Here is an 18,153-nt window from a genome sequence, read left to right on the forward strand (position 1 = left end):
CTCCGCTAAGCAGGCTCTCAGGACCCGTACAGGCGTTCCGACGAAAGCCCCTGTTCACAAGAAATCCCGTTCCGGCAACCGGCATTCCGGCGCCGAACGGCTTGGCGCGTATATAAGAACAGGCAGCATCGGGCGCAAGCATTCTGCGCAACGCGTCTAACAACGTTTGCTCTGGCCGGCCGCGTTCTCCGTCCATGACACGGTGAGCCCAGGCCGTCCGGCTCTTTCCATGAACCTTTCCGCGTCCGTTCGCGACTGACATCCAGGTGTGCCGCATGGTGCGGCCCGGAAAGGAAAGCCCCATGACTGGAAACCCAGAGATTCCACGGTCGCCGGGAACAGCGGGAGCTCAGCGCGACTACCGCTTTCGGGACGGGGTCGATACGCCAGGCGTTCCGCTGCTTCCGTTGACCCTGCGTAAGAGCCGGCGTATCGTGATTATGAGGAAAGCAGACAATTCGATCAGGGAAAAACGTGCCGGTACGTCGCGCCTTGCCCTGATTTGCGCGGCAACGCCGGATGTTTCTCCCGTCGGCCACGGGGGGAATTCCATGTCTTGCGACCACGGCTCGTTCGTGCGCTCTCGTGCTGACCGCTTGCGCCGTACGATCCAATTAACCAGTGGTTTCCTGGCAACCGGCGGCTCCCTGACGCTGGCGCTCGCCACTACCCTGTGGCTGGGTGGTGCCGCCCAGGCGCAGGAAACGCAGATCATCTATCCAGGTTCGATGGCGGTGACCGGATTTTCCGGCACCATCATTCCAAATTTCGAAGAGGGCCTGCCGCCCGGCGTCGATCCGGTCGACGAAACCTTTATCGACACGACGCGCGCAACCTTGCGCGTTTTCGACATTTCAAGGCTCGGTGGGCCGGCCTCCGGCCAGCTCGTCTTCACGCCGCCGCCCTTCGAAGTGACGGCCGGGCAGATCGGCCAGGTGTTCGGCATCACCTATGACGACGGCGTCCGCGACGGCGTTCCCTCAGGCATTCCGAACCTCTATGCCGGCGCCACCTCGCTGCACGGCATCCGTATCGTCACATCGGACGAAGATGCGGACGGTCGCCCAGAGCGCCAGCGTCGCGGTGCTGCCGGCGCTACCTTCATGAACGGTCAGTTCGGCACCGAGAACGGCGGCGGGCCGGGCACGATCTGGAAGATCGACGGCATCACCGGCCAGGTGAGCAAGTTCGCCGACATCGACACCAACAGCGGTCCCGGCGTCGGCGACATCTCTTTCGACAATATTCACCGCCAGTTCTTTGCCAGTGACCTCGACACCGGTCTCATCCACCGCATCGACGCCAATGGCGCGCCGGTCGACACGTTCGACCACGGCGTTGCCGGGCGGCCGGCGCATGGGCTCGCCCCGCTTGCCGACGATGGCTCGGTGATGGACATAGAGGGCGAGGCCTTCGACAGCGAAGATCCAGACAGCTGGGGCTACACGCAGGACGAGCGCCGAGTCTGGTCCGTCGCCTATCATGGCGGCCGCCTCTATTATTCGGTCGGTGAAAAGGCCGAGATCTGGTCGGTTGGCGTTGCCCGCGACGGCAGCTTTGCCGGCGAGCCGCGCTGGGAGCTGACGGTCAAGGCCGACAAGGACCACGCCGTCACCGACATCGCTTTCGATATCAGCGGCTTCATGTATCTGGCCCAGCGCGGCTCAGTGGAAAACCGCTATGACTACAACCAGTTCGCCGATTCCGGCAAGGGCGAGGTCATCCGCTACTGGCGCGAAAACCCGGACGATCCGGCGACGGTCACGGTCTGGGTGGAAATGCCGCAGGAATATGCCGTCGGCTTCCTCCAGGACAACCGGCAGTCGGCCGGCGGCCTCGACCTGCAGTATGGCTATGACGCTGAGGGCAATCTCGACGCGAGTGTCTGCACCGACACGCTGGTCAAGTCAGGCGACAAATTGCGTGACAATCCAGCACTTGCCGAACAGCTCGCCGGTGGCGGGCCGCTGGCCGTGCACGGTGTGCAGATCACGCCGACGGCGCTGGTCAAGCCGGCCAACGTGCCGCCCTTCGGCTCGTGGTTCGTCGACTTCGACGGCTATTTCGAAGACCCCGAGGTTGAAGGCCATGTCGGCGACGTCGAGGTCTGGCGCCCCTGCGAAGGTCGTGCCGGCTACTATGAGCAGATACCGGGCGGCGGTTACCTGCCACCTTTCTATCCGCCCTACTTTCCGCCCCCGGTGGCGTGCCTCCTTGCCTCGATATCGAGGATGTCAGGTATTTCTGCACGCCTTCCGGCCTTGAGGCCGAACTCTATCTCCACGACCCTGCCGGCTTCGGCGGCGATTCGATCAAGGCTCTGTCCAGGACATCAGGCGTCGCGGTGACTTCACCCCTGTCGCATGCTCCAGGCTCCCCCCACACGATCGGCATCACCGGTCATTATCCTGGCGAGACGGTCGATGTCGGGCTCTGCTTCTACAGGCAGTCCGACCGCGACAAGGGCGGCTACTTCCCTTGCTGCAAGATGACCGTGCCGCTCAGAACCCCAGCCGTCAGCTGCGAACGTTGAGGAGCGGGAAGATGAGCATTTCAGCACGTTCCCCGCTCGCCCCGAGCAATCAATCAACCAGCAACCAAACAACCGGCGATCGGCCATTCGTCAACGTTCAGGCAAGGGTCCGGATTCAGGCAACGGTCCGGGAGACGATCCTGAAGCACCTGTCACTCGCCAGGCGCGGGGCGCGCTGGCTGATGGCGGCCGGTATCGCGGTCGCCATGCTGAACCCGGTGCCGGGCTTCGCCCAGGATATTGTTCCGGCTCAGGCCAGCCAGACCGACCTCGACAAGCCCGCCGATTCCGGTTCGCTCGAAACCGTCAATCCGGATTTCAGGCTCGACCTCGACAACCCCCGTATCATCAATCCGCGGCCTGGCCGGGTCGTGCCTTTCTTCACCAAGAAAGGCAGGCAACGAGGCTGCGACTATGTCGTATATTCCCTGAGCTTCGGCCTGCGCGGCAGCCCGCAAGCTTTTGCCAGCCCGGGCCTCGCGGCCGCGCTGGAAAAAGCCAGGATCGATTTCAAGGACCAGCTTCCGCATGGCCTGCGGATCGTCGGCGTGCATGTGTCCGGCGACGGCACGGATGCATCCGGCGGACCGCTGCCCGGGGCCTCGATCAGCACGTCGGCAAATCCGAACGATACGGCGACGGTTTCCGATTTCCGGATTTCCGCCAGTGATCTCGACGGCGTCGGCGCTCCCAACGAGCGCGTCATCACCTTCCAGATCACGGCCAAGATCGACCATGCGGCGTTCGCCTCGCCGACGATCGTCGACAATCAGGGCATGATCAAGATCAGAGTCGGACCCGGCACCGGGACCATCATCCCGTCGCAGGACCCGGGTAAGCCGGACGACGACAATTTCCACACCGGCGAAAAGACCTCGATCAAGATCGACGTCACCAAATGCGACCCGCCGCCCCCACCTCCCGGCAAGGAATGCTTCAAGGTGGAACGCGGCACGGTCGACTGCGTGCCCGGCGGCGGCGCTTTCATCTACCACATGCCGGTCGGCGCCGAGATGGCCGGCAAGTGGGTGCAGCTTTCGACGACGACACCCGGCATCACCATCATCCCCGACACGCAGTTGGTGCCGGAGGGCGGCGGCGTGCTCGACTGGAAGATCGTCGGTGCCTCACCCGGAGACGTCATCCGCCTCGTCGTCACCGGCATCGAAACCTATGCCGGCCCGGAGGAGGGCTGGGGCTTGTGCTGCACGCAGACGATCGAAATCGTCATTCCGCGCGACCAGAGGTGCCCGCCCAGGGACAGGGAGCCAGATCTCAAGGTTGAAAAACGCGCCGAGGTTCGGCGTTGCACGATGGGCGGCGGCTGCGACTTCACCATCAGGGTCACCAATGTCGGCGACGGGCCGTATCACGGCAAGATCGTTCTTGACGAAGTCACCTTGCCGGCCGGCTCCACCCTCGATTCAGGACCGAATGCGCCCTGGGCCTGTGCGCCGGCGGCCACCCCGATGACATGCACCCATCCGGTGACCACGCTCAACCCGGGTGCCTCCGTCGATCTCGAGCTCGGCTTCAAGCCGGCCGTAGGCTGGCAAGGCCGCGTCTTGCGCAACTGCGTCGCCTATAATTATGGAGCCAGCGGCAAGCCACTGTTCGGCAGCCAGCAAAACGACCGCGGCTGCGCCTCGATCCCGATCTGCCGTCGTGGCGACCGCGACTGTCGGCCGCCGGTGGAAAGGAAGGTCGATCTGATCCTGAAGAAGCGTGCCCGCACCGAGGCATGCACGGCCGATGGTGTCTGCACCTTCGTGATCGACATCATCAACAACGGCAGCGTCCCCCATGACGGGCCGCTGACGGTCATCGACACCTATCCGGGCGGCGCGCCGGCGTCCTCGACCTTCGGTCCGACCCCGCCCTGGACATGCGGACCGAACGGCCCCGGCCAGTTCCGCTGCGACAATGCCGGTATCGTGCTGTTGCCGGGCGCCTCCACACCGATCTTCGTCAAGGCGGTGATGCCGGCCGGCTACCGGCCGGACACGGTCGAGAACTGCGCCGAGCTGAAGGCCATCCCCGGTGAGGGCGACCTCACCAACAATCGGGCCTGCGCCAAGCAACGCATCCGTCATCCCGATGGCGGCAAGCCGGCCATGCGCATCACCAAAGTGTGCAGCGGTTCGCTGGCCGGTGCTGCGGCCGTTACCTGCCGCATCACCGTCATCAGCACCGGCACCACTGCTCCCACCGGTCCGGTGCGGGTCAACGATGCCGCCACGCTGGTGGCCGGCGGCGCGCCTGTCCAGATCCAGACCGTCACCCCTGACGGCGCGGAATGGGCTTGCGGACCGGTTCCGGCCAATACGCTGTCGTGCCAGATTCCCGGCGCCGTCATGACACCTGGAACCAGCCGCCACTTCGACGTGACGGTTGCCGCCAATGGCGCGTTCGAGAACTGCGCACGCGGTTCTTACGGCCCGGCGCCTGGAGACGATATCGTCTATCCGATCGGCCGGGCTTGCGCCAAGGGTGGCGGCACCTCGATCATCCGTGTCGAGAAGACCGGCGATGCGGAGTGCCGGATCGGCCAACCCTGCTCGTTCGAGATCACCGTCGCGAACGATGGGACGAGCGCCTTCTCCGGTCCGGTTCGCATCGGTGATGCGATCGGCGTCGAAGGCCTCGGCCGGCTGGAAGGCGTTGCGATCACCTCGATCGAGCCGCCCTTCGGCTGCGCGCCGGAGCCGGCGACCCTGCCTGCGTCCTGCATCGCCAGCCTGACGCTCGCCGCCGGGGAAAGCCGCGTTCACCGTGTGACCGTGATCATTCCCGACGACGGCCACCTGGCCAATCTGCAGGACACCGTCAGTGGCCAGAACTGCGTCGGCGTGCTGTCTCCCGACACGCCGGTGCGAGGCGCGGGCGACGTGCTCTCCCGCGACCTGACCGACGTGCAGGGCGATCGCGGCAAGGCCTACGCCTGCCATCCCTTCACCATCAAGCGTGAGATGGAGAAGGAATGCTCGCGGGGCTTTGTCATGAACGACGCCGGCAATTGCGTCTGCCCGCCAGGCACAAATTTCCGCAATGGCCAGTGCTCGTCCGGCGGCGGCACGGTCATCATACCGAGACCGAAGGACCCACAGCGCTGCGTGCTGCTCAAGGGCCAGATCCGTACCCAGGACGGCGATTGCATCTGCCCGAGAGGAACGGAGCTGAGGGGCGACGCCTGCCGGCCGATCCGGAAAAAGCCGCCCGTAGTGGAGCAGTGCAAGCTGCTGCGCGGTCAGATCCGCACCAGGAACGGCGACTGCGTCTGCCCGAGAGGGACGGAACTGAAGGGCAGGGCCTGCGTGCCGACCGCCAAGAAGCCTGATGTGGAACAGTGCACCATTCGCGGCCAGGTCCACAACAAGCGCGGCGCCTGTGTGTGCCCGCGCGGGACCGAGGTGATCAGAGGCGCATGCCGCCGGCCGCCGGTGGCGTGCGCGCCCGGCTCACGGCTGATCAACGGCCAGTGCCAGCCGATCATCAAACGGCGCTGCCCGGCCGGGACAGTCGGACAGTATCCGGACTGCATTCCGATCCGCAGGACGCCGACGCTGCAGATCAACCCGAATCTGTTGCTGAACCCGGACATCTTGCAGAGGCCTATGCCGAGGCGCAGGCCTCGAGTTCCCCAGTAGGAGGATTCGGCGCGAAACAAGCCGTGATCTTTTGCACCGCAACGTCCAGGACCTCGCCGGAGCAATCCGGCGGGGTCTTTCATTGGCCGGAACGTGTTTCGGCGGCTGCGTGAACCTTACAGCGGCGAGCGGCGACAAACTCCTGAAGGAACATTTCAGGAGAGAGAAAATGTCTTCAGCCAAGCATGTTTTCCGCAACACGGCGGCGACTGTTGCCCTGATCGCAGCGGCGCTCGCCACCACGCCGGCCGTCGCCAAGCAGGCCAACATCAAGTCAATGTCGTTCCACACCGAAAGCGCCAACACGACGATCCATGTCGGCTCGAGCGACAAGCAAAAATGGGACACGCTGAAAAGCGGCAATGTCCAGTTCTGGGGCCACATGAAGCTCAACACGCGGTGGCCAGGCTATGTTCAGGACGTCGGCGTATCGCTCGGCGTTTGCGGGCCAGGCCAGTGCGGCGTGTTCCCGCCGATCTGGAGCGCGTCACCTGTCAGCCGCGACTACGATCACCAGGAGAATTTCTCCTTCGATCCTTCCATCATACCGCAGTCGTCGGACACCGGCATCGCCGTCGTGCCTTATGGCGACCAGATCATCAGCAAGTGCAACCAGCACCTCCAGGCCGATGGACCGACGAAGTCTTATTCGTTCACGCATACCTTCCATGCGAGCTTCTCGGCCCTTACCGACACAGCGCTCGACATGGACAATGCTGTCAGCGAGGCACAGGGCGGCAGCTGGCCCCATCCGCTTTACGACTCGCACTATGCCGAACACGGTTCGTTCGACGTCCAGGTCGTCTGCGACCCGGTGATCAAGCCGAAGGTTCAGGACATCGCCAACGATTTCGGCGAATTCGACGTGGAGAACGTCAAGCTGTTCCTGACCACCTACCAGTCGAACCAGGCCGGCTCGACGCCCGGCACTGTCTGCCCTTCGTTGAAGGTCACGAGCCGGGCGCAAGCCAACCAGGCCGGACCGGTTTCGATGCGCATCTGGCGGCAGAAGAACGCTGGGCCGATCACGTCCGAGGTGCAGCAGGCGTGGGCGTCATACGACGCGACCAAGAATGGCTATTTCGCCACCTACGATAAATGGGAGGATGTCGGCGCCACCGCCTATTTCCAGTACAAGACCGGGATCATCGGCAATGGTCCGTTCGAGCCCTTTGACGGCTGGAAGGACATCACTGTCCACTGCACCGGTGCAGGCGGTGGCGGCTTCACCGACGCCCTCAGGACAACCCCGACATCCCGCCGGCACATTCGGACTGGCAGGGCGAGGTCACTGTGTCCGACAGCGCTGGGTTCAAAAAACTCTGCCCGCGCAAGGGCCAGGTGGCGTTCGAGGTCGAGCGCGATGCGCCGGGTGCGTTTCACTACCGCATCAGCTGCTCGAACGGCGCGTTCTTCACGGGAACCACGGCCGCCTTCAACAATGGCGGGGTGTTCAAGGCGAGCGCTGCACATGAACTCAACATCGTCAGGACCCGCTCGATCCAGTGCACCCTGCAGGAGATCAAGCAGAATGGCGCGATCGCCACCATTGACAACGACGGCGAGGATTTCACCTGCATCAAGCGCAATTTCGACCCGAAAGCCGACGATCTAGTGGTCGATACGCGACCCAATCCCGGTAAACCGCAACCTCCACCGGTCGTCATCGATGCCGGCCGCACATGCCTGCCGAGCCAGAGGCTGATCCACGGCAAATGCGTCGACAGGCCGCTCGTGGCTGCCTGCCGCAGCACCGAAAAACTCGTCAACGGCAGGTGCATTGGCGTCAGCATCCACTGCCTGCCCGGTTACCATCAAGTGGGCCTGAAATGCGTCCGCAATGCGGTGATCGCCGACAGGTGCAAGCGCAACGAACAGCGCATCAACGGGAGATGTGTGCGCAAGCCTCCCATCATTATCGACTGCAAGCGCGGCTACCATCTGGTCGGCAAGGCATGCGTGAAGAACCCGGTGATCATCACCGCCTGTCGGGCAACCGAAAAACTGGTGCGCGGACATTGCGTGCCCAAGCCACCCGTGAAGGAGCTCAAGGTGCAGAAAATGAAGCAAGGCAAGGTCTTTCTGCCACGACTGGCCAGGCCGCGACATCCGGTGAACTGAATCCGATGCTTGTTTCGAAAGAGAGGCGGCCTGAGCCGCCTCTCTCCTTTGCGCAGACGAGACGCTGACGCCGGATTCCTGTCGACAAGCAGCGTCGGGGCGATTAGGGCGGGAGCGGGCTCAAGAACGGGAAGCGGACATGGCTCACAAGACCCTGATCGCGCCATCGGTGCTGGCGTCGGATTTCTCGAAGCTCGGCGACGAGGTCGAGGCGGTGGCGGCGGCCGGCGCCGATTGGATCCATCTCGATGTCATGGACGGCCATTTCGTACCCAACATCACCTTCGGCCCGCCGGTGATCAAGGCGATCCGCAACCGCACCAAGGCCTTCTTCGACTGCCATCTGATGATCGCGCCGGCCGATCCCTATCTGACGGCCTTCGCCGATGCCGGCTGCGACGGCATGACGGTGCATGCCGAGGCCGGGCCGCATCTCGACCGTTCGCTGCAGACGATCAGGAATCTCGGCAAGAAGGCCGGCGTGTCGCTCAATCCGGCGACGCCGGAAACGGCAATCGAATATGTGCTCGACCGGCTCGATCTGATCCTGATCATGACCGTCAATCCGGGATTCGGCGGCCAGGCCTTCATTCCGGAGGTCGTCGACAAGGTGAAGCGTGTGAAGGCGCTGATCGGCAGCCGGCCGATCCGGATCGAGATCGACGGCGGCATCTCGCCGCAAACAGCACCTTTGGTTACCGCCGCCGGCGCCAGCGTGCTGGTGGCGGGTGCGGCCATCTTCAAGGGCGGCAGCGTCGAAGCCTATCGGGCGAACATCGAGGCGATCAGGACAGCGGCCGACCGGGTGGCCGGCTGACGCTGCGGCTGCTGGCGCGATGTCACCAGCACTCGCTGTCTCTTCAGTCGGTCAGGAATTCGTCGGCCAGCGCCGGTGCGCTTGTGCTCATGACATGCGGTCCCATATTCTCTGTCTCACCCTTATGCCTCTCCGGACCCTCCCGCAGGCTCCTCTTCGACGGTCGGGATCGATGAACCGCAGCCCTTTCTTCGCTGACCTCCTGAACACCATAGCCGATCGCGGCCGGATGATGCTGAACCTCGTTCGCGGTGACGAGCCGGTTTCAGTCGACAGCCTGGCTCGTCTGTGCGCCCGTCTGCTTTCCAGCCAGGGCGAGGCATCGGGTGTCGCCTATGCAAGGGAAATACTCGATCGCTGGCGCACCCTCGACGCCGACGGAAGGTTGGCGTTCCTGCATGTGCTGCGCGATCGTTTCGGCACCGATCACGCCAGACTTGCCATAGCGGTGGATGCCTATCGTGCCGCGCCCGACGATCGCACGGCGCTTGCCCTGCACGACGCCGCCGAGCCGGCCAGGCAGGAGCTTTTGCGCCGCCTGAACCTGGCGCCCGGCGGCATCGAGACCCTGGTGCGCATGCGTGAGGATCTGCTTAGCCGGCTGACTACATCGCCTGATCTCGCCATTGTCGATGCCGACTTCACCCATTTGCTTTCGTCGTGGTTCAACCGCGGCTTCCTGGTGCTGCGGCGGATCGACTGGTCGACGCCGGCCAACATTCTGGAAAAAATCATCCGCTACGAGGCAGTGCACGCCATCCACACCTGGGATGATCTGCGCCGCCGGATCGAGCCCGACGACCGGCTTTGCTATGCGTTCTTTCATCCGCAGCTCGGCGACGAGCCGCTGATCTTCGTCGAAGTCGCGCTCACCCGGGCGATGCCGACTACGATCGCCGAGCTGCTTGCCGATGAGCGGCCGCTTGTGCAGCCACGGCAGGCCACGACGGCGGTGTTCTATTCCATCTCCAACTGCCAGGAGGGTTTGCGCGGCATCTCCTTCGGCAATTTCCTGATCAAGCAGGTGGTCGAGGATCTGCGCCGCGACCTTCCAGGCCTGACCGATTTCGTCACACTGTCCCCGGTGCCGGGCTTTGCTCGCTGGCTGGCCGAGCGGGCCGGCCCCTCCGCCGCCGAAGTGCTGGACCTCGTCGCCGACGAGGGCTGGCATGCGGACGCCGCCGTGCGCGACCGCGCGGGTCAGGCTCTGCTTCCTCTTGCTGCACAATATTTCCTCGAAGCCCGCACTGCCTCCGGCAAGGTGATCGACCCCGTCGCGCGGTTCCATCTCGGCAATGGCGCGCGGCTGGAGCGCATCGACCATCTCGGCGACCTGTCGCCGCGCGCCTTGCGTCAGGCGCATGGCCTGATGGTTAATTATCGCTACAAGCTCGACGATATCGAGAAGAACCACGAGCTGTTCGCCGCCAGGAACGATGTGGCGGCCGCACCCGCCGTGCGCCGCCTGCTGCCGAAAGCGGCGAGACCGACCGCGCCGCGGCTTCCGGTGCCCCGCCCAAGCTCAGGGGATGAGGACAAAAGGGACATATGAGCAACCACCCGCTTCAGGCCGTGGGCCGAACGGCTGGCACCTCAGGCGCCCTTTGCGACACCAGCTCCAAAAACCCTGTCGCCGCCGATCCAGACGCTTTTGACGTCCATATCGTCCGACAGCGAAACGATATTGGCGACGGTGCCGTTGGCGAAGCGCCCGAGCCGGTGCGACTGGCAGAGCGCCTGCGCCGGATAGAGCGAAGCCATGCGCAGCGCTTCCGACAGGTCCAGTCCGACAATACGGTGGACGAAGCGCACGGCGGAGATCATGTCGAGATCGGCGCCCGCCAGCGTCCCGTCGGCCAGCCTCAGGCTGCCGTCCTTGCGGTGGATGGTGCGGCCGTTCAGTGTGAACGAGGTCATGTCGGTGCCGATCGTCGCCATGGCGTCGGTGACCAGGACGATTCTTCCCGGCCCCTGCTTGGCGCGCAAAGCGATGCCCATGGTGGCGGGATCGACATGGATGCCGTCTGCGATGATGCCGGCAAACAATCTGCCCGTATCGATGGCGGCACCCGCCAATCCCGGCTCACGATTGCCGATCTGGCTCATGGCGTTGAACAGATGGGTGACCACCGTGGCACCCGCATCGGCGAACGCGCGCGCCCTGGCGTAGCCGGTGTCGGAATGACCGAGGCTGACAACGACGCCGGCCTCGACCAGCGCCGAAACCCGGGAGAGTTCGACGGATTCAGGCGCGATGGTGGTCAGCAGCACCGGCAGGGTTTTCCGCGTCGCAATCAGCATCGCCTGGTCGGCATCCAGCATCGGCCGGATCAATGCCGGATCATGCGCGCCCTTGCGGGCGACCGACAGATGCGGGCCTTCGAGATGCAGGCCCAAAAAGCCAGGCACCTTTTGCCGCGCGGCCTCAGTCCCCGCCGCAACCGCAGCAGCGGTAATCTCGGGCGTGTCGGTGATCAGCGTCGGCAGCAGCGCTGTCGTACCGAAAGGCGCGTGCGCCCGGCAGATGGTTTCGATCGAAGCGACATCGGGATGGTCGTTGAGCATGACGCCGCCGCCGCCATTGACTTGCAGGTCGACAAAGCCCGGCACGAGCATGCCGCCGCCGGTCTCGATACGCGCGGCACCGGACGGAACGGCGCTGGCGGCAACGATGGCCTCGACGAGACCGTTGTGCACGACAAGGGCGGCATCGTCGTGCCAGTCGTCGCCGTCGAATATCCGGGCGCCAGTCAGGGCAAAACGGTCGCTCATGTGGTTTCCGTCACCTTGCGAAGATTAGGCGGCGCGTCGGGGTCGAGGCCGCGATGGCGGGCAAAGACCTCGACGAAGCCATAGAAGGACACGATCAGCGCCAGCGGGTCGGTCAGCGGATGGCCGGTGGCGACATGCGGCAGGCGCGCAGCACTTTTTGCCTTGTCCGAGGTCACAAAGACCGCCGCGCCCTTGGCCGCCAGGCTGTCGGCAGCCTCGGCAACCGACGGCTCGGAAGCATCGCGGGCGGCAAGCGCCAGCACCGGGAAGCCCGGCCCGACCAGCGCCAGCGGGCCATGCATGACTTCGGCGGCACTATAGGCCTCGGCGTGCATGGCGCAGGTTTCCTTGAACTTAAGCGCCGCCTCATTGGCGATCGCCGCGGACGGGCCGCGGCCGAGGATGAACAGCGATTTCTGCGTCTCCAGCGTGCCGGCCAGCGCCATCCAGTCGCAGCCGATCGCCTTGCGAAAATGCTCCGGCAAGCGGGCAAGCGCTGCCAAAAGCTTGTCGTCCCCTGTGCAATGCGCCATCAAGGCGAGGCCGGCGACCGCCGAATTGACGAAGGTTTTTGTCGCCGCGACGCTGCGCTCCGGCCCGGCCAGAATGTCGATCGCATAGTCCGAAGCCCGCGCCAGCGGCGAATCGGCGGTGTTGGTGATGGCGACGGTCAGCGAACCGCCGGCCCTTGCCGCTTGTGCCATGGCGACGATGTCCGGGCTCTTGCCCGACTGCGAGATGGCCAGGCAGGCGGAACCGTCGAGCCTGAGCCTGGCGCCATAGATCGAAGCGATCGACGGACCGACCGAAGCGACGGCGAGGCCGGCGGTTAGTTCCACGGCATATTTCATGAAGGTGGCGGCATGGTCGGAGGACCCGCGCGCTACGGTTACGATGAAATGCGGATCGCGCTCGCGAATACCGCGCCCAGCTTCGGTCAGCACCGCCGCCGAGCCGTCGAGCAGGCGGGCGGTGGCTTCCGGGATCTCCTCGATCTCGCGCCGCATATGGGTTTTGGTCGCGCTCATGGCCGGCCCTCTTCACCCGGCCCGCTCAGCCGGAGTTCGGCAACGAAATCATAGGCGTCGCCCCTGTAGATGGAGCGGGTGAACTCGATCACCTTGCCGCTCGCCAGATAGGAAATACGCTCGATGTGAAGTCCGGCAATGCCGGGCGGCACTTCGAGCAGGCGCGCATCGCTGTCGCCGAGATTGGCTGCGGAGATGCGCTGCACCGCCCGAACCGGCCGCAGGCCAGTGGTTTCCAGCGCAGCGTAGAGCGAGGATCCTATTCCTGCCGGATCGGGCAGCACGCTTGCCGACAGCGCCGCGCGCTCGATCGCCAGCGGCGTGTCGTTGGCGATGCGCAGGCGCGCCACGCGCGCCACCAATTCGTTCGACGACAGGCCGAGCACCATCATCTCGTCGGGCGAGGGTGCATAGAGGCCGCGGTCGAGCCAGGCCGAACGCACGACCATGCCGCGCCGCGCCATGTCCTCGGTGAAGGATGTGAGCCGCGACAGCGACTGCTCGACACGCTCCATGCGCGGCGCGACGAAGGTGCCGGAGCCGTGGCGCTGGACGAGGATGCCGCCCTTGACCAGATCCTGCACCGCCTTGCGCACGGTGACGCGCGAAATGTCGGCCTTGATGGCGATGTCACGCTCGGAAGGCAGTGCATCGCCCGGTCCGATCAGGCCGCGATTGACCGCGTCCTCGATGCTCTTCCTCAGCTGCAAATAGAGCGGCGCGCCGCTTTGCGACGACTGTTTCAGCGTGGCGAAGATCTGGTCGGCGTCCTCGCTCATCGCGCCGCCTCCGCCGATCTGGCAAAAATGCGAACCGCCATCTGCACCGCGCCGCCCAGCGCGTCGTCGAGCGGCGGTTTCAGCAGCGCCCGGTAGCGCGCCGACAGGCGCGGCGCGTAGAGCGGCGCCAGCCCGCCGAGCAGGCACAGCGGATCGCCGTCGCGAGGATCGAGCACGCCAAGCGCTGCCTCGACATCGGCGACCGCCCTGTCCAGTATCCAGTTGGCGACAACGTCGCCCTTCTCGGCATGCTCGAAGACTTTTGGCGCGAAGCCGCCGAAATCGCCGGGCTTGGCGCTGGTGGTGAATTCGACCAAATCCTCGGGATTGTTGCGGAAGATGGCCAGCATGGCCTCAGTCAGCGGCGAAGCTTCGCGGATGCCGTCATAGGCAAGCAGCGTCTGCTCCAGCAGGTCGCGGCCGATGCGGGCGCCGCTGCCTTGGTCTCCGACCTGGAAGCCCCAGCCTCCGATGGCGCGCGATTTGCCGTTCCTGCGCGCCATATAGGCGGTGCCGGTGCCGAGAATGACCATGGCGCCGTCGCCGGAGCCGACCGCGCCTTCCAGCGCGATCTCGGCGTCGGTTTCGACGCGGCTTTGGCTGAACGGCAGGATCGCTTCGAGCTGCTGCCTGTAGGTGCCGACATTGGCGCCGGCAAGGCCAAGGATGGCGGGCGTCTGCGGGATCAGTTCGGGATCCTGCGCGGCGGCGACAAAGGCCTGTCGCGCTGCATCGACGATGTTGGCCCTGGCGCCGGTGAGATCGGTGCGGATGTTGGCGGCGCCGCTCTTGGCGCGGCCGACAATGGTGCCGTCCGCTGCTGCAAGGGCTGCCCTGCAACTGGTGCCGCCGCCATCGATGCCAAGCACGAAATTCACGCGATTTCTCCTCCGGGCGGATAATACCAATAAAATACCAATAGCCAAGGGTTAATTTCAGTTTCAAAAAGATTAAGCCGTATTTTATTGAAAAACCTGCGCATTTTGCCAATCGGTCGCTTCCGACACAACGAATTCGTTAATGCGTGTGGACAAGTGGTATTTTTTTGGTATTGTTTTCTGGATTGGAGGAAAGCGGATGGCCGAAACGCGCACCGAAGCGCTTCACCAGAATGCCGAGGGGCTGGACATCCAGGCCCCCGACGCCATCCTTTCCTTTTTGGCTAATGCCCAGATCGAGGCCGCCCAGGCCGTGCGCGGCGCCATTCCTGCCATCGCCAAAGCAGCCGAAATCATCGCCAGCCAACTGAAGAGCGGGGGCAAGCTCGCCTATGCTGCCGCCGGCAGCTCGGGCTTGATGGCACTGGCCGATGCGCTGGAGCTGCCGGGCACCTTTGGCATTCAGCGCGACCGCATCGCCATCCTGATCGCCGGCGGCGACGACGCCCTCAGGACACTGGCCGGCGGGCCGGAGGACGACACCGACGAAGCCTCGGCATCGGTTGCCGCTGCCGGCATCGGCGAGGGCGACTGCCTGATTGCGATCTCGGCCAGCGGCTCGACACCCTATGCTGTCAGGGCGATCGAGGATGCCAGGCGCCGGGGTGCGGCAACCATCGCCATCGCCAACAACAAGGATGCGTCGCTGCTTCGGTTGGCCGACGTCGCCATCCTGCTCGAAACGCCGCCGGAACTGATCGCCGGCTCGACGCGCATGGGCGCCGGCACTGCCCAGAAGATCGCGCTCAACATGCTGTCGACGCTGACCGCCATTCATCTTGGCCATGTGCACGACGGCTACATGGTCAACCTCATGGCCGACAACATCAAGCTGCGCGACCGCGCGGCGCGCATCGTCGCCGCCATAAGCGGGCGCGACAAGCACGATGCGGCGCGCCTGCTCGAAAAGAGCGGCGGCGCCGTCAAGGCCGCCATTCTGCTCGCCGCAGGTGCTGCCAGCGCCGATGCAGCCGAGAAGATACTGGAGGGGACCGGCCAGAAGCTGCGCCCGGCCCTTTCCGCGATCGAGGGGAGCATGGGGCAGAAAGCCCCTGTTCTCAAAACCGAACCTGAAAAAGGTCAACAGGGAGACTGAGCATGACAACGAAACTACTGACGGCACTGCTTCTCGGCACCAGCATTCTCGGCTCCGCCGGAATGGCCTGTGCCGCCGACGTAACGCTCAACATCGAAAGCTGGCGCGGCGACGACCTTGCCATCTGGAAAGACAAGCTGATCCCGGCCTTCGAAGCCAAGAACCCGGGCATCAAAGTGGTGTTCGCGCCGTCGGCGCCGACGGAGTACGACGCCGCGCTCGGCGCCAAGCTCGCCGCCGGCTCGGCCGGCGACCTGATCACTTGCCGCCCCTTCGACAAGTCGCTCGAACTCTACAAGAAGGGCAACCTCGCCGACCTCTCGGCGCTGCCCGGCATGGAGAACTTCTCCGATGTCGCCAAGGCCGCCTGGCAGACCGACGACGGCAAGGCGAGCTTCTGCGTGCCGATGGCCTCGGTCATCCACGGCTTCATCTACAACAAGGACGCCTTCGACCAGCTCGGCATTAAGGTGCCGGAGACTCGCGACGAGTTCTTCGCCGCGCTCGACAAGATCAAGGCCGACGGCACCTACATCCCGATGGCGATGGGCACCAAGGATCTCTGGGAAGCCGCGACCATGGGCTACCAGAACATCGGCCCGAACTACTGGAAAGGCGAGGAAGGCCGCGCAGCCCTGATCAAGGGCGAGCAGAAGCTGACCGACAAGGACTGGGTCGCGCCGTATGAAGAGCTGGCCAAGTGGAAGCCCTATCTCGGCGACGGCTTCGAGGCACAGACCTATCCGGACAGCCAGAACCTGTTCACGCTTGGTCGCGCCGCCATCTACCCGGCCGGATCGTGGGAGATCGCGCTGTTCAAAACCCAGGCGCAGTTCAAGATGGGCGCGTTCCCGCCGCCGGTGCAGAAGGCCGGCGACACCTGCTACATCTCCGACCACACCGACATCGGCATGGGCCTCAATGCGGCGTCCAAGAACGCCGACGCGGCCAAGACCTTCCTGTCCTGGGTCGCCTCGCCTGATTTTGCCACCATCTATGCCAACGCGCTGCCGGGCTTCTTCAGCCTGAACAACACGCCGGTGAAGATGGAAGACCCGCTGGCCCAGGAATTCGTCTCCTGGCGCGACAAGTGCAAGTCGACGATCCGCTCGACTTACCAGATCCTGGGCCGCGGTACGCCGAACCTCGAAAACGAGACATGGGTTGAATCGGCCAACGTCATCAACGGCACCGATACGCCGGAAGCTGCCGCCAAGAAACTGCAGGACGGTCTCGACAGCTGGTACAAGCCGGCGAAGTAAGAGCTCAGGCAACGGACCGGCCGGGCACATGCCCGGCCGGTATTCAGATTGCACCGGTTTTGAGATTGCGATTGTCGGCACTGCCTCTCGGCCTTACCCTCCCTTTGTGGGGAAAGGCTGGCTGACCTGTCGCAAGCCTTGGTCCTTCCCGCATAGGGAGGACATTCGGGCAATGCATCGAGGCATCATCTAGCATCACACCATTTGGAACCGAGAGACGTCGGGGACCGAACTCATGGCCGCAGCACCGAAACGACCGTTCCGCTGGCATATCGGCGTCTTCCTGGCGCCGGCGGTGCTGGTCTATACGGCAATCATGATTCTGCCGCTGGCCGGCACGCTGCAGCTCTCCTTGTTCCGCAACATAGACCAGTCCCAGGTCTTCGTGGGACTGGCAAACTTCCGCACGCTGTTCGGCGATCCCAACTGGTCCGTGGGTTTCTGGAACGCTCTCCGGAACAATGTCTGGTTCTTCATCATCCACATGCTGGTGCAGAACCCGATCGGCGTGCTTTTGGCGGCGCTGCTGTCCAGCCCGAGGCTGAGATTCTCGGCTTTCTACCGCACGGCGATCTTCGTTCCGACGATCCTGTCGTTCGTCATCGTCGGCTTCGCCTGGAAGTTGATCCTGTCGCCGCTGTGGGGTGTGGCGCCGAACCTAATGGATCTCGTCGGCCTCAAAAGCCTGTTCACGCCATGGTTGGGCAAGGAGCAATATGCGCTGACCGCGCTCAGCCTGATCTCGGTGTGGCAGTTCGTCGGCATCCCGATGATGCTGATCTATGCTGCGCTGCTGTCGATCCCCGACGAGGTGATCGAAGCGGCCGAATGCGACGGCATCACCGGCATGTCGCAGTTCTGGAAGATCAAGCTGCCGCTGATCCTGCCGTCGATAGGCATCATCTCAATCCTCACCTTCGTCGGCAATTTCAACGCCTTCGACCTGATCTACACCGCGCAAGGCGCGCTGGCCGGCCCGAACTATTCGACCGACATCCTCGGCACCTTTCTCTACCGCGCCTTCTTCGGCTTCCAGCTGCAGGTTGGCGATCCCAACATGGGCTCGGCGATCGCCACGATGATGTTCCTGATCATCCTTGGCGGCGTCTGCGTCTATCTGTTCCTCATCCAGACGCGCTTGCGTCGGTATCAGTTCTGAG

At 64.3% G+C, this 18,153-nt stretch carries 12 protein-coding genes and 1 pseudogene; 9 read left to right on the top strand and 4 right to left on the bottom strand.

What is annotated here, in order from left to right:
* Nucleotides 1-275: 275 nt before the first annotated feature.
* The 6 genes and pseudogenes from EJ066_RS07870 (at nucleotide 276) to EJ066_RS07890 (ending at nucleotide 10,670) form a co-directional block, all read left to right on the top strand.
* Nucleotides 276-2,533 (top strand): annotated as a pseudogene (locus EJ066_RS07870) (hypothetical protein).
* Nucleotides 2,534-2,715: 182 nt separating this feature from the next.
* Nucleotides 2,716-6,180, top strand: a complete 3,465-nt coding sequence (locus tag EJ066_RS07875) for a DUF11 domain-containing protein (RefSeq protein ID WP_245455189.1) — start codon at nucleotides 2,716-2,718, stop codon at nucleotides 6,178-6,180.
* Nucleotides 6,181-6,349: 169 nt separating this feature from the next.
* Complete coding sequence (locus EJ066_RS07880) at nucleotides 6,350-7,795, top strand: hypothetical protein (RefSeq protein ID WP_245455097.1); 1,446 nt, start codon at nucleotides 6,350-6,352, stop codon at nucleotides 7,793-7,795.
* 119 nt (nucleotides 7,796-7,914) lie between these two features.
* A complete protein-coding gene (locus tag EJ066_RS31775; protein ID WP_245455098.1) occupies nucleotides 7,915-8,301 on the top strand; it encodes a hypothetical protein in 387 nt (128 codons plus the stop codon).
* A 139-nt stretch (nucleotides 8,302-8,440) separates the two neighbouring features.
* Nucleotides 8,441-9,118, top strand: coding sequence for a ribulose-phosphate 3-epimerase (gene rpe, locus EJ066_RS07885; RefSeq protein WP_126036486.1), 678 nt, complete (start codon nucleotides 8,441-8,443; stop codon nucleotides 9,116-9,118).
* Nucleotides 9,119-9,290: 172 nt separating this feature from the next.
* On the top strand, nucleotides 9,291-10,670 hold the full coding sequence (locus EJ066_RS07890) for a malonyl-CoA decarboxylase (RefSeq protein WP_126036487.1): 1,380 nt from the start codon (nucleotides 9,291-9,293) through the stop codon (nucleotides 10,668-10,670).
* Between the two features lie 41 nt (nucleotides 10,671-10,711).
* Here the strand turns inward: EJ066_RS07890 and nagA are convergent, their stop codons facing one another.
* From nagA to EJ066_RS07910, 4 genes are read right to left on the bottom strand one after another with little or no spacing between them, the layout of a single operon-like run.
* A complete protein-coding gene (nagA, locus tag EJ066_RS07895) occupies nucleotides 10,712-11,890 on the bottom strand; it encodes an N-acetylglucosamine-6-phosphate deacetylase (protein WP_126036489.1) in 1,179 nt (392 codons plus the stop codon).
* Nucleotides 11,887-12,918 carry an SIS domain-containing protein gene (locus tag EJ066_RS07900; protein WP_126036491.1) on the bottom strand — a complete coding sequence of 344 codons (1,032 nt, stop codon included), beginning with the start codon at nucleotides 12,916-12,918 and terminating at the stop codon, nucleotides 11,887-11,889. The genes nagA and EJ066_RS07900 overlap by 4 nt, the downstream gene beginning before the upstream one ends.
* A complete protein-coding gene (locus tag EJ066_RS07905) occupies nucleotides 12,915-13,697 on the bottom strand; it encodes a GntR family transcriptional regulator (RefSeq protein ID WP_126036493.1) in 783 nt (260 codons plus the stop codon). The genes EJ066_RS07900 and EJ066_RS07905 overlap by 4 nt, the downstream gene beginning before the upstream one ends.
* Complete coding sequence (locus tag EJ066_RS07910) at nucleotides 13,694-14,575, bottom strand: N-acetylglucosamine kinase (RefSeq protein ID WP_126036495.1); 882 nt, start codon at nucleotides 14,573-14,575, stop codon at nucleotides 13,694-13,696. The genes EJ066_RS07905 and EJ066_RS07910 overlap by 4 nt, the downstream gene beginning before the upstream one ends.
* 199 nt (nucleotides 14,576-14,774) lie before the next feature.
* On the opposite strand from EJ066_RS07910, the gene EJ066_RS07915 reads away from it, so the two are divergent.
* The 3 genes from EJ066_RS07915 to EJ066_RS07925 all read left to right on the top strand — a co-directional run bounded on the left by EJ066_RS07915 (nucleotide 14,775) and on the right by EJ066_RS07925 (nucleotide 18,152).
* Nucleotides 14,775-15,731, top strand: coding sequence for an N-acetylmuramic acid 6-phosphate etherase (locus EJ066_RS07915; RefSeq protein ID WP_126036497.1), 957 nt, complete (start codon nucleotides 14,775-14,777; stop codon nucleotides 15,729-15,731).
* A 2-nt stretch (nucleotides 15,732-15,733) separates the two neighbouring features.
* Entirely contained in the window at nucleotides 15,734-16,993 is a 1,260-nt protein-coding gene (locus tag EJ066_RS07920) for an ABC transporter substrate-binding protein (protein ID WP_126036499.1), read from the top strand.
* A gap of 235 nt (nucleotides 16,994-17,228) precedes the next feature.
* Complete coding sequence (locus EJ066_RS07925; RefSeq protein ID WP_126036500.1) at nucleotides 17,229-18,152, top strand: sugar ABC transporter permease; 924 nt, start codon at nucleotides 17,229-17,231, stop codon at nucleotides 18,150-18,152.
* Nucleotide 18,153 lies beyond the last annotated feature (1 nt).

The sequence above is a fragment of the Mesorhizobium sp. M9A.F.Ca.ET.002.03.1.2 genome (genome assembly GCF_003952365.1).
In the GTDB taxonomy this organism is placed as follows: Bacteria; Pseudomonadota; Alphaproteobacteria; order Rhizobiales; family Rhizobiaceae; genus Mesorhizobium.

Excerpts from the sequence above, each read along its gene's own strand:
- EJ066_RS07920 (WP_126036499.1), top strand. The coding sequence starts at position 15,734 with ATGACAACGAAACTACTGACGGCACTGCTTCTCGGCACCAGCATTCTC.
- EJ066_RS07900 (WP_126036491.1), bottom strand. The coding sequence starts at position 12,918 with ATGAGCGCGACCAAAACCCATATGCGGCGCGAGATCGAGGAGATCCCG.
- EJ066_RS07915 (WP_126036497.1), top strand. The coding sequence starts at position 14,775 with ATGGCCGAAACGCGCACCGAAGCGCTTCACCAGAATGCCGAGGGGCTG.
- EJ066_RS07875 (WP_245455189.1), top strand. The coding sequence starts at position 2,716 with ATGGCGGCCGGTATCGCGGTCGCCATGCTGAACCCGGTGCCGGGCTTC.
- rpe (WP_126036486.1), top strand. The coding sequence starts at position 8,441 with ATGGCTCACAAGACCCTGATCGCGCCATCGGTGCTGGCGTCGGATTTC.
- EJ066_RS07905 (WP_126036493.1), bottom strand. The coding sequence starts at position 13,697 with ATGAGCGAGGACGCCGACCAGATCTTCGCCACGCTGAAACAGTCGTCG.
- EJ066_RS07880 (WP_245455097.1), top strand. The coding sequence starts at position 6,350 with ATGTCTTCAGCCAAGCATGTTTTCCGCAACACGGCGGCGACTGTTGCC.
- EJ066_RS07925 (WP_126036500.1), top strand. The coding sequence starts at position 17,229 with ATGGCCGCAGCACCGAAACGACCGTTCCGCTGGCATATCGGCGTCTTC.
- EJ066_RS07890 (WP_126036487.1), top strand. The coding sequence starts at position 9,291 with ATGAACCGCAGCCCTTTCTTCGCTGACCTCCTGAACACCATAGCCGAT.
- nagA (WP_126036489.1), bottom strand. The coding sequence starts at position 11,890 with ATGAGCGACCGTTTTGCCCTGACTGGCGCCCGGATATTCGACGGCGAC.